This is a genomic window from Phocoenobacter atlanticus subsp. cyclopteri (assembly GCF_018343795.1).
Classification (GTDB): domain Bacteria; phylum Pseudomonadota; class Gammaproteobacteria; order Enterobacterales; family Pasteurellaceae; genus Phocoenobacter; species Phocoenobacter atlanticus.
This window is the reverse complement of sequence record NZ_CP074346.1, coordinates 1,982,929-1,996,740: the sequence shown is the minus strand read 5'-3', so window position 1 is coordinate 1,996,740 and position 13,812 is coordinate 1,982,929. Positions and strand designations below refer to the sequence as shown.

The 13,812-nt window shown below is 32.5% G+C and carries 4 protein-coding genes; 2 read left to right on the top strand and 2 right to left on the bottom strand.

Annotation, left to right across the window (positions count from 1 at the left end; genetic code table 11):
- Positions 1–29: 29 nt before the first annotated feature.
- Positions 30–2,219, bottom strand: a complete 2,190-nt coding sequence (glgB, locus tag KGI96_RS09595) for a 1,4-alpha-glucan branching protein GlgB (RefSeq protein ID WP_211597844.1) — start codon at positions 2,217–2,219, stop codon at positions 30–32.
- A 656-nt stretch (positions 2,220–2,875) separates the two neighbouring features.
- On the opposite strand from glgB, the gene KGI96_RS09590 reads away from it, so the two are divergent.
- Together KGI96_RS09590 and KGI96_RS09585 are read left to right on the top strand one after the other, a co-directional pair.
- Positions 2,876–4,591, top strand: coding sequence for a ShlB/FhaC/HecB family hemolysin secretion/activation protein (locus KGI96_RS09590; RefSeq protein WP_211597821.1), 1,716 nt, complete (start codon positions 2,876–2,878; stop codon positions 4,589–4,591).
- Between the two features lie 24 nt (positions 4,592–4,615).
- Entirely contained in the window at positions 4,616–11,800 is a 7,185-nt protein-coding gene (locus tag KGI96_RS09585; RefSeq protein WP_211597822.1) for a YopT-type cysteine protease domain-containing protein, read from the top strand.
- A 209-nt stretch (positions 11,801–12,009) separates the two neighbouring features.
- Here the strand turns inward: KGI96_RS09585 and KGI96_RS09580 are convergent, their stop codons facing one another.
- Positions 12,010–13,218, bottom strand: coding sequence for an IS256 family transposase (locus KGI96_RS09580; protein WP_211597823.1), 1,209 nt, complete (start codon positions 13,216–13,218; stop codon positions 12,010–12,012).
- Positions 13,219–13,812 lie beyond the last annotated feature (594 nt).

Sequence of the window (13,812 nt, the reverse complement as noted above, 5' to 3'; positions counted from 1 at the left end):
ATTAATAGAGAGCCTTGCTCTCAACTATATTACTTACTTAATTTCAAATATATTGTTGCTAATGGAGGAATAATCACACTAATCGACTGAGATTTTGAATGAGAAGCAATATTCTGTGCTTCAACTTTCCCTAAATTACCCATATTTGATCCCATATAAACCTGTGCATCAGAGTTTAAAATCTCCGTATATGTGCCCATTTCATTCACACCAATACGATATTCATAATGTGGTACTGGGGTAAAATTACTGATGACAATAATACGCTCGCCACTTTGAGTACGGCGTTCAAAGGCAAAAACAGAATTTTGATGATCATCTGCAACTAACCATTCAAACCCATTAGGATCACAATCTAATTCAAATAATGGGGCATTTCGTTGATAGGTATGGTTAAGATCTTTTACAAAATCTTGTACCCCTTTATGCCAACCACCACCGTGATTTTCATCTAATAAGAACCAATCTAAACTTTCTTGATAATCCCACTCACGCCCTTGTGCAAATTCATTGCCCATAAAGAGTAATTTTTTTCCTGGATGCCCCCACATATAACCATAATAAGCACGTAAATTCGCAAATTTCTGCCACGTATCACCCGGCATTTTACCCAATAAAGAGGATTTACCGTGAACCACTTCATCGTGTGAAATCGGTAACACAAAGTTTTCACTATATTGATACATCATTCCAAAAGTCATTTGATTATGATGATGCTGACGATAAATCGGATCTTTTTGCATATAGGATAAAGTGTCATTCATCCATCCCATATTCCATTTAAAATTAAAACCAAGTCCACCATTTTCTAAAGGATGTGTTACACCAGTAAAAGAAGTAGATTCTTCGGCAAAAGACACCGCTCCGTTCATCTCTTTATTGATTAAATAATTCGTTTGTTTTAAAAATTCAATCGCTTCTAGGTTTTCACGCCCACCATATTGATTTGGGATCCACTCCCCTTCTTTACGGCTATAATCACGATAAACCATCGACGCCACCGCATCAACACGAATTCCATCTAAGCCAAAGCGTTCCAACCAATATAACGCATTACTGACCAAGAAATTACGCACTTCATTACGACCATAATTATAAATAAGGGTATTCCAATCTTGATGATAGCCTTCTTTTGGATCAGCGTGTTCGTATAATGCCGTGCCATCAAAAGCGACTAAGCCGTGAGTATCACTTGGGAAATGTCCAGGCACCCAATCTAAAATGACATTTAATCCTGCTTCATGGGCTTTATCAATTAAACGTTTAAAACTTTCTGGTGAACCAAAGCGACTGGTTGGAGAATATAATCCAATAGGTTGATAGCCCCAAGAACCATCAAAAGGAAACTCAGAAAGGGGTAAAAACTCAATATGAGTAAAGCCCATTTCTTTTACGTAAGGAATTAGCTCATCAGCAAGCTGATCATAATTAAGCCAATAATTATTTTCGACATTACGACGCCACGAACCTAAATGTACTTCATAGATAGAAATCGGTTGATCTGATTGATTTGCTTTACGACGCTGTGCTGTCATTTCTACTATTTCAGGTAACATACTCACTTGTGATGCCGTATCAGGACGAAGTTGGGAGCTAAATGCATAAGGATCAGCTTTTAAACGTAATTGATCATTACAATCAATCAGTTCAAATTTATAATATTGTCCAAGGGATACTTTTGGTAAAAACAGTTCCCAAATACCACTTGAAAAATGTTTTTGCATTGGATGACGACGCCCATCCCAATAATTAAAATCCCCCACCACAGAAACTCGTTTAGCATTTGGTGCCCATAAACGGAAAACAACACCAGAAACGCCATCGCACTCCGTAAAATGAGCACCTAAAATTTCATAAGGTCTGTGATGTGAACCTTCTGAAAGTAACCAATTATCCAATTCATCTACCATAGGATGAAAGCGATAAGGATCTTCAATAATTTGAGATTCATTACCCCAAAATACTTGTAACTGATAATCATAAAAACTATGGGTATTTGGTGTTACGCCAGCAAAGAACCCCCTTTCATCAAGCGGTGATAATTCAAATAAAATTTGCTGATTTTCTCGCTCAATCACTAATACTCGTGTGGCATCAGGTAACAATACTCGAATTTCTATGCCATTATCTGTTTCGTGCATACCTAAAACAGAGAAAGGGACAGAACACTGCCCATTAAAAAAAGCATTAATTTCTGCTTGGGATACTAATTCTGTTATCATAAATTCTGCCTATTTTTGTTTTTTGTATATTGAAATATTTGGTTGGTATTAACAAAAATATACAGAGTTACAGTTAAAAAGCAATTGGTTTCATTGTAACTTGTGATCTCCATCAAAAATATTTTTTCCCTGATCTTTTCATAAATAGAATATCTAAAAAAGTTTAAATTATAAACAGGAGAAACGTAACCTTTTACCTATTATTTTTTTAGATACTATTAAGAAATAGCAAGCATAAAAATTGTAAATTGTGAACTGGATATAACTGCTATATTTTATCAATTTTTCACATAACCAATTAATGTATAAACATATTGTAGGCACAAGGTATCTACGCAAGGTGTTAAATTTGTTAATTTTCGATTTGATCTACCCGCTATATTTATACCTAATAATATGTTGTGAGGATTTTTATATCGAATAGCGAGCGAATATACACAAACTAACGCTTACTAATTCGCCTCTACGTTAATTAATGTAATTCATTGATTTACATTAGGTTTTAGCGTCTATTTTGTTCTAATTACGTATAATTTTATCCTGAAACCACAAACTCATTAGACCAGTTATTTTACTCTTTCTTTTTTATATACATATCCTGTTTTTATACTATAATTGATTACTATTCTCAATAAGTACATCAGGAATTTTAAATGGAAAATGCTGTTAATAATTACAAAAAAATACATCTAACCATTCTTTCTCTCTATTTCATACTCTACTGCTCAAATGTAATAGCAAATAGCAAAAATATACTTATAGAAGAGCAACAAAGAATAAAAAATCAAGAAAAAATAAATAACAGTGAACTGCAAATAAAAAAAGCAGAACAATTTTTATTTACCAATCCCCCAAAAAAGCTAAAAGTAACAAAAAGTTTAGTTAATAAAGAGGAACAAGCTCAAGAAATAAATAAAATTAGTATTGATCTCGCAAATCAGTCTATCTCACTAAATTTTCAATCTATTATCCAACATTATGAAAATAAGAAATTAACAACGCCACAAATTTTAGAATTAGTAAAAGAATTAACAGAAGTTTTATATTCACAAGGGTATATAACTAGTGCTATTGGATTAAAAGAAACCAATATCTCAGATGGACATTTAAAATTTATTATTCATTGGGGGGGTGTAAATAATTACTATGTAAATGGTCAAATCCCACAAAGCTTTAAAGATAAAGCGATGTTAAGCACTTTACCTAATTTAAACAATAAGCCATTTAATATTTTTGATGCTGACCAAATTGTAGAAATAACCAATAATGTCAACAAATCTACACGATTACAAATTATTGCAAGCCAAGAAATGTCTAAATCAAATATTAATATTGAAACCAAACGTTCTGTAATGCCGACTTTTTCCATTGGGTTTAATAACTCAGGATCAGAAAATAATGCAAATGGTCGTAATCAACTGACAGCAACCCTATCAGTAAGTGATCTCATTGGTATAAATGATCGTTGGTCTTTTTCAACCAATTATCGTTTTTATAAAAATTCAAAAGAAAATAGTCAGCAAAACTATGCAATAAATTATAGTCAACCACTCGGTTTTTATACTTTAGATCTAAAACTGGCACATTTAGGATATGAAAAAGAATTACGTGGAAATAATGATAATTACAGCAGTGAAGGAAAAACTCAAACAGCGAGTATAAAAGTCTCTCGCATTCTCAATCGTAATAGAGAAAGTATTTTAACGGCTTATGGTGAGTTAGAATTTAAGAAAAAGAACAACTACGTTGTTAATCGTTTAGTCGCAGATAATCTTTACAGCAAATTTAATGTTGGATTGTCTCATATTTCAACTTTTTGGAATGGTAAATTACATAGCGATCTTAATTTTAGCAACGGGTTAAATTGGTTTAATTCTCAACATTCTGCTTATTTAAATAATCAACCAAAAACGATGCGAGTTATTTCAGGTAGTGTTAATTGGCACAAGCCTTTCACTATGATACGTCCTTTAAGTTATCAATTTAGAGCTGGAGCTCAATATAGCTCATTAGGATTACTCTCCGATAATCAATTTGCTATTGGTGATGAATACACCGTACGAGGTTTCAAAGGTGGTATAGTTTCTGGAGACAAAGGTGTGTTTATTTCACAAACACTCACAATACCTTTTTATCCACAAAAAAGTGTCTTGTCTATTATTTCACCTTTTATAGGTGTAGATTGGGGACAAGTGTATCAAAAAGCGTCAAAACAGCATAATACATTAGTAGGAGTAGCATTAGGACTAAAAATGCAAGCCCAAAATGTTTCATTATCTGTAACTTATGCCAAACCATTAAGAAGTACCGAAAATTATCCTAAAGGGAATTCAGGAGTGACCTATTTCAATGGAGCAATTCATTTTTAACATACATAATTAAGGAAAATTATTATGAATAAAAACAAATATAAATTAATTTTTAGCAAATCTAAATCTTGTTTAATCCCTGTCGCAGAAAATGTTCAATCTGCGATCAATAATAGTTCATCTGATACTGATACTTCTAATCAAGAAAAATCAGCATTTAATTTTAAATTGAATACCATTTCTACATTTATTCAATCAACATTATTACCAATATTTGCCGTTTCCCTTCTTTCAACGCATTCATTTGCAAATAGTGTAGAAGTAGATGGTATTAAAACGAAAATGACGACAGTTGGTAACGACACACTAATTATTGATATTGCAAAACCAGAGTTCGATGGAATTTCTGATAACCGTTTTAAAGAATTTAATGTAACAAATGGTGCAGTATTCAATAATAGCACTAATGATGGTAATTCACATTTGGTTGGTTATGTTAAAGGAAATACCCTACTTGAAGGGCAGTCCGCTAAAGTCATTTTAAATCAGGTAACAGGACATAATTCAACGCAACTAACAGGGGCTTTAGAAGTACTTGGTCAAAAAGCAGATCTGTTAATTATAAACCCTAATGGTATTAATATTAATGGTGTACAAACTCGCAATACTGATCGTTTTGTTGTATCAACAAGTAATGTTATTGAACCTCAAAAGGGTTTACATCTTAATATAGATAAAGGTGTTGTAACCATAGAAAAAGATGGTTTAGTCACTGATGGATTAAAATATTTAGATATTGTTGCAAAAAAGATCAAACAAAAGGGCGCTATCAAAAATCATAATGATGATAGTTCTTCAGAAACTAATATCAATTTAGTTGCTGGTTCAGCTTATTATGATATTGCACAACAAAAAATCACCTCTAAAGGTGAAATAGCGAACGAAGTAATCATTAGTGGTGAAGAATTAGGTGCAATGCACGGCAAACATATCCAATTTGTTACCACAGATTCAGGAGCAGGGATAAAACATAGTAATATAATTTTATCTGAATCAGATATTAAATTTACGACAAATAATGGTAATGTTGATCTTCAAACTGTACATTCTAAAAACAACGTAGAAGTAGACAGAGCTAAGCAAATTAATTTAGATAAAGGCATTACATCTCGATCTGTTGTGTTAAATGCTCAATCTATAAATGTAAAAAACAAGGCAAATATCAAAGCACAAAGAGTGGTATTAAATGCCAAAGAAAACATTGATTTAGAAGCGAATAGCAGTGTTATAGCAATAAATTCTCACTCGCAAAGTAAGCAACTCAATGTTGAGGAAAATGCGACTTTATTTGCTACCAACAGTGTGATAACTAACGCTGAAATCAATAATAACGGAGAGTTATTAGCAGAAGAATCATTGACTATAATCACTAAAGGTAGCGATGAAAAGAAACAAACTAATGGCTATAAAAATAGCGGGCTAATATCAAGTAAAGGCGATCTTGAATTAATTTTTACTGACAATACTAATTTTAATTCTAATGTTCACAGTTTACCAGAAGCACATAATAAATTAATGCTGACAACACATCTTTTTTATATTGAAGACAATGCTAGATTACACTCCAATGCTAATGTTCATATTCATAGTCAAATCTTTAAAAATAAAGGGCTATTAACAAGTGCAAAAAAACTAAATATTATGGCGGATCATATCAAAAACAATGGTCTTCTTGCTGCCAAAGAAGGAATGTCTTTAATTTCAAAAAATACCGATAACTATGATAATTCTGTTATTTATACTGATGGAAAATTAAATTTAGACAGTAATAATACTGTTTATAATTTAGGGGAAATCTTTGCTAAGGATAAAATAACAATATCAGCAGTTAAATTGGTTAATGATGTTGAATTATCTGGAGATATTGATACTCCAACAACCTTTAAACAACACTCTCATCAAAAATATTATAATGTAGAATTTGATGATTACGCTATTGAGCTCAATGTTCCAGAATTTAGAAATAATTTGAAAGTTAAAAATGCTGGACTCATTGAAGGTGGAGCAGGGCTGACTTTTATTCAAAAAGAAACAAGAAACAGAAATGCAGGTATTTTTAATCATAGTATTATAAATATTAAAGGAGAGTTTGAAAATAATAATACAATAAACTTTGTTAATAATTCTAAAGGAAGATCTTTTGATCTTATTAATGATTATTTGAAAAAAAAGGCAGATATCAAAATATCTTATATGCCTAAATTACAATCTTTAAATACTGGATTAAGTGTTAGAACAACATTAGAAAAAGAAAGTTTATATGAATTATTTGATAATATCTTTCAAAATGAATATGCCATTAGTAGTGCTTTTTATTATGGTCGTACTCGAGAGATAATGACAGCCTTTCAAGGTATAAATTCTCCTGATTTCCAACGTGTAATGTTATTAGTTTTTGGTCCAAATTGGACAGATCAAGATTATCAAAAGTTAAAACAGAATTGGCAAAACTTCAAAAAAAATAAACCATCCATTATCTTTCACCCATCTAATTATAAAGCTAAATTATTTGCCGATAGATTAACAGGAATGACTGATACATTAGCAAATAGTGAACAAAGTGAATCCAATTCTTATCAAAAGCATATTAACGCTAAAGAACAAATAATAAACAGCACTTCTGGTGTGGAGTTTAAAAGTCTACACAATGGCTTAATGTTAGGAAATGATGTTGAGTTTCTTAATTTAAAACTCTCATTAGGAAAAATAAACCTACTTATTGATCGGTCTTTTCAACAAATTGATCCAACAGATACAGATGATTTATTATCAGAATATACACCTGATATCAATAATATTAAGACAATAATAGATCACTCTTCTCATACTACAACGGCATCAGAAAGTTTATCAAGTGATGCCGAAATTGAAGTCCGAGATATCGATATAAAAACACACAATACCTACAATAGCGGTACGATTGTCGCTGAAAAAATTAATATTGAAGCAGAGGATAAAATCCAAAGCTCAGGGGATATTATAAGTACACAAGAAACGCACTTAACTGGAGAAAAAGGAATTGAAGTAGAAAATAAAGTTATCTTCAATGGTGATGGTAGTTCTTCTGTTCATCAAGCACATATTGAATCACAAGGAAACATTAAACTAGAAACGGATGCAAATAGTGAAATTGATCTAACCGCTTCCGAAGTTAAAGGACATAGTGTTTCAATAAAAACACAGGATCTAAATTTAAAAGATGATGCAACAACGAATAGCAGCCTTAAAGAAGAGGATATTTATTCTCGGATTTCAGGAAAGGTTATTGGACAAAGTTCACAACAAGATTTTAGTGTGACATCTGTAGGTTCTACTTTAGAAGCGGATAATTTAGACTTAAATTTAACAAAGGATTTAAATCAAAAAGGAAGTAGTATAACAACGGATAGCATTGTTGGTGTAGTGCAGGGTAATTATAACACTGAAGCAGGTATTAATACCAAACACTCTGAAAGTAGTGAAAATGTTGCACAGCTTGAGTTTTCTATAACAGCAAGTGGTAATGGGCATCAAGCTGGGTTAAATATCAATGAAAAAGAGGGTATAAATACAGGTATTACAGATAATGATCGATTTGGATTGCATTCAGATCTAGCTATTAAATTTACTAAAATACAAGAAGAGCATACTGCATTAACACATACTAATAGTCGCCTTTCTGTAAAAGAAGGTCGCTTAAATGTACAGGGTATTGCTGATATTGGAGGAGTAAATATTGATGCAACATCTCCTTTAACAGAGGAAAAAGGATTTGAATTAAGTGCAGATCGTATTCAATCAACAAAACAGCAAGACCAAATTGATGAATATTTGAGTACAACAAGTATTAAACTGGGAATAGATGCTGAACTACACTCTTCTATAGGAGATACTGTTAATAGTACCCTTCGCCAAATTAATGATTTAAACAAAGGTTTGAAGCAAGATGGTACAGTAAGTCTACAGGCTACAAGTGATGTATTACATTTAATAACTGGAGATGCTATCGGTGGAAGTATAAAAAATAAGGGGGAAATTACTCAGACTGAACACTCTTCACATCAAAATGCTGATATTGCCACTCATATTGAAGGTAAGGTAGTACTTTCTTCACATTCAGATATTACGCTAAAAAATGTGGGTAGTAGTGACAAAAGTCAATTATCTTTAAAAGCAGTTGGTGATGTAAACCTAGTAGCAGGAGAAACAGATCGAACAGAAAGTACAACAAGCTTTAGTGCTACTATTACCAGTGGAAATTATGCTCGTTGTGGCATTATGTCTGATGGTTGTGAGGTTGGAGTAAGTGCCTCTTTCGATGGAAGCAGTAGTGATAGTCATCAGAATTCTAAAAAATTCCATAATACTGAGCTAAAAGCAACTCATCTTAGTATTGATACAGGTGGTAATCTTAATCTTGCAGGGGCAAATATTGATAGTAAATCCCTAGAATTAGAAGTAAAAGGTTCTACCAATATTGAATCTGTACAAGATGAATTAAACAGTAAAACCACATCACAAAGTGCAAATTTAGGCATTGGTGCTTCAATCACAACCGCATTAAGGGTTAAACCAAGTCTCAGTGTTGGATTTGATATTGGTACAGAAAGCGAACACAGAAAAGAGGTAAATAAACAGTCTGGAATAACAAGTGAACATCTTACAGGACATCTTGAAGAGGTAAATCTATCTGCTGGACATCTGATTAATAAGGGAGATGCTACTCTATTACAAGTTGAAGGAAAAGTAACAGGCAAAGAACTTACTGATTCTCATCACAAAGATGGTGGTACTTTTGGTGGAAGTATTGGTACTGATGGAAGTAGTTTATCACAACTTGATATTCGTGGTGGTCGTTCAGAGCAAAAGCATTATGAAGCAACTCAACATTCTGCTGTATCAGGCGTAACCAATATTAAAGAAGTTGAGGGAGAGGTTAAAACATCCCTTTCAGAAATAAAAACCATTAGTCAAGATGATACGGTTGCTAGAACTTCATTTAATTTTGAAATTCTTGATCTAAAAAAACTCTCCGATAAAGGGAAAGATTATACTTCGAAAGTAATGCAGAGTAGCGATACGGTTAATGAAGAGAGTGATCCTATTTATGAAGAAATTGGTGAAAATGGAAGAATATTGCCTCCAATAGCAACAAATGATAATCCGTTAGCTAAACGACCATTACCTCCAATACCGGAGGATGCGAGTATTCATAATACCCCTGATCAACCAACAGGTTATACGGAAGAGATTTATGCAATAATCGATAAATCTCCAGAAGCCATTGCCAAAGCAAATAATGTTGCAACTACATCTGAAATTGAAGAAGAGTTTGCACCATTATTACCCGCTAGACCTGAGTTAAAAGATGCAGCGGGGAGAAGAGGTGATAAAACAGGTGCAGCAAGTGAACGCTCATTACTGCAATCTATACGTAAACTATTTGCAGGAAAGTCATCAGAAGTAGAAAAATCAGCAGATAGTCTACCGCTCAAGCCGAATTATGAACATTTAGAAGATTCTCTAAATCTCAAAGGATTAATTGTTTTAGAAAATGAACGTAATCAGAATTTTGAAAAAACGATACTAGAAAATGACAAATTCTTAGATGAGGCACGTGAAGCAGCTAAAAAAATAATATCCGTAGCAACAATTGAACAAATGAAAAATGTTCCAGAATTTGATGAAATTCTTACGGAAGGAGCAAAAAAAATTGAAATACGTATTAACGAGGCGGTAACTTTTCAACCAACTATTGAAGAGTTTAGTGAAATTCAGAGATTAGTTCAAGCTATACCTAAAGGAACAGTATTAGATATTTCAGAGCAAACACTTCATATCTTGGATACACTAGCAACAACATCAAAAACCATTAAAAAAAGTCCAGAGTTAAAAGAACAGCTTCACAATGTTATTGAAGCATTTTTGACTGAGAGTAAAGATAAAGCGTTAACTGTAGCGATGGTTGAAAAACTAAATTACAATTTACGACCGGAAGAGGGACCATCTCGTATTTTATATAAAGATAAATCATTAACTAAAGATGAAGCTATTTTTTCTAGTGTAGAAGCCTCTAAATTACAGTTAGCACAAACAGTGGACTTTATTAATAATGCTAAGAGTAAAGGGGTTGAACCGAGCGTTTTGGCTTCTCTTGTTTATCAGCGATTAATTGATTATCATCCTTTTGCCGAAGGTAACGGAAGAATTACACGTGTAATAACAAATAAATTATTACTAGATGCTGGCTATTCCGTTTTTCCAACATTTGATAAACGATTTGAAATGCGAATTACTCCTCGTGATAATGAGAGCGAGCCTCAAGCAACAAACAGTGAAGTAGTTCAAGAGTTCTTACGCACTCTACAAAGAAATCATTTACCATCTGAAGAAAATAGGGATCTATTAACGTCTTCTGTTACTAAAAGCAATACTCCAGTAACAGATCGTGTTAAAGATCGTACTCTTGTGGAACAACCTCGTTCTTCTCTACAAAAACTAAGTGCTCTTTTTCAACCTCTTAAAGTAGATTCGAGAATTAGTAAAGTTAGGAGTTCTGTATCTCAATTTGGTGGTGACGTTGTCTTTAAATTTTCTCAATCAAAAGGTGAAGTGTATAACGAAATTATCAAACATATTGAAACAGAGAATGGTGTTTGTGAAGCGGTTTGTACCAATTGGATTGCTAAAAAAGTTAATACTCAAAATTTATGGGATGAGATTTATGATCAGCCTAAAAATGGAGAAAAAGGTAAATTGAATAAAGATGCCTTTGAAAATATTAAGAAATTACAGACTGAATTTATTAATAGTGGAAGTACAGCAACTGAACAATTCACATTAACAGATTCTTGGTTATCTGAACAAGGTGTTGTACCAAAAGAAAAAACCTTTGGAACTCTAAGTCGTCAAGATAAAGTTGAGGGAGGAGTATCTAGAGATAATACTGACACGTTAATTAAAACAATACTAGATACTGGTTCAGAACAATCAGCAGCGAAGAAAATTTCAATCAATATAAAAGATGGTGTGCATACTGTTTCAGCGACCATAATTGGAGAAAAAGTAGCATTTTTTGATCCAAACTTTGGAGAAATGGAATTTTCAAGTCGTGAAAAGTTTAATAATTGGTTTAAAAACTCATTTTGGAAGCAAAGTGGTTATGCTGAAAATGACAATAAAACCAAAGTTTTTAATGTTACAAATTATCATATAACTGATAAGGAATAATCTGAGAAAAAATAAAGTAAAAAAAAACAATTAAATTTAAACACTATATTTAAATTTGTGTAAGTCCTAAAAAAATAGGATTCAAGTATTTGCTTGAATCCTATCATTAACGATAATTATTAGCATCGAATAATCTAAAAAAATTATAATTATGAAACGTCTAGGCACAAAGTAGAGACTGTCTCCTAAACTGTGTAACTGCACTTTAGTTAAAGATAATCAGCTAAGCGATCATCAAACTCAATCATAAACTTATTGAGTGCTAATTTCCAGTCTCTAATTGGCATTGTCCATTTTTTAGAGGCATTTTGAATAGCCAAATAAACGAATTTTTTTGCAGAGTCATCCGTTGGGAATAATTTTCTCTTATTGATGACTTTGCGAATAACACTATTTACAGACTCAATAGCATTAGTCGTATAAATGGCTTTCCTTATATCCTCAGGGTAGTTAAACAAGGTATTCAGGTTATCCCAGTGTTTATACCAAGACCGTGATATTTGCGGATATTTATCGTCATAAGTATTCGCAAAATTCTCTAATTCCTGCAAGGCTTCATCTTCTGTCGTAGATTGATAAATTTTCTTTAAGTCTCGAGCAACTGCTTTATAATCCTTATAAGGCACATATTTCATAGAATTACGCACCATATGGACAATACAAAGCTGGATTTTAGTTTTTGGATAAACGGTATTAATCGCATCAGGAAAGCCCGTTAAACCATCAACACAAGCAATAAGGATATCTTTTACACCACGATTTTGTAATTCTGTCAGCACCCCTAACCAAAATTTAGCTCCTTCATTTTCAGATATCCACAAGCCTAAAAGCTCCTTTTGTCCTTGCATATTAATGCCTAAGGCGAGGTAAATAGCCTTATTAATCACACGTTTATCTTGACGGACTTTAACAACGATGCAGTCCAAATAAACGATAGGATAGACATCATCAAGCGGGCGAGATTGCCACTCTATAACATCATCTAATAGAGCATCTGTCACCCGTGATACCAGTGCAGGAGATACTTCTGTCCCATATAGGTCAGATACTGTTTCAGTGATTTCTCTGGTACTCATTCCTTGTGAATATAAATAGATAATTTTTGAGTCTAGTGTCGGTACTCTTGTTTGTCGTTTTTTGATAATTTCAGGCTCAAAAGAGCCTTCTCTATCACGTGGGGTATCAATAGAGAATTTCCCCTCTTCAGAATATACTGTTTTGGTTGTAACGCCATTTCTAGCGTTACTTTCTTTACGAGTACCATTCTTTTGATAGCCTAGATGTGCATCTAATTCGGCATTGAGTGATTTCTCAAAGAAACGTTTGTGCAATAGCTGAGTCGCATTTGCGATATCTTCTTGAGAATCTAGTTGTTCAAGTAGAGCGTCGATTTGGTTGGTTAAATTTGCTTTTTTCATATTGGTATCCACCTTAATGTTTTTTGTATATTAAAGCAGATACACAGTTATTTTTATAGTCTCACAAAGTATTCAATTATCTCCTATGTGAAAAATCAGCCTTTAATTTTATAGTCTCAATCTTGTTAATATAAATAATCCTATTAAAGGTATCAAGATTGTTGAATAGTCTCTCATTGATTTATTATTAGATACTATTTTTCTCTAATTACGTATGATTTTACCCTGAAATTATAAACTCATCAGACCAGCTATTTTACTCTTCCTTTTTTATGTACATATCCTGTTTTTATCCTATAATAAATTATCCTTGCCAATAAGAATATCAGGAATTTTAAATGGAAAATGCCGTTAATAATTACAAAAAATACATCTAACCATTCTCTTTCTATATTTCATACTCTACTGCTCAAATGTAATAGCAAAAATGTACTTATAGAAGAGCTACAAAGAAGAAAAAATCAAGAAAAAATAAATAACAGTGAACTGAAAATAAAAAAATCAGAACAATTGTTGTTTACTTCCCCGAAAAGAGCTAAAAGTAACCTGTCGTTTCATTTTTTATAGGTGTCGATGGGGACAAGTGTATCAAAA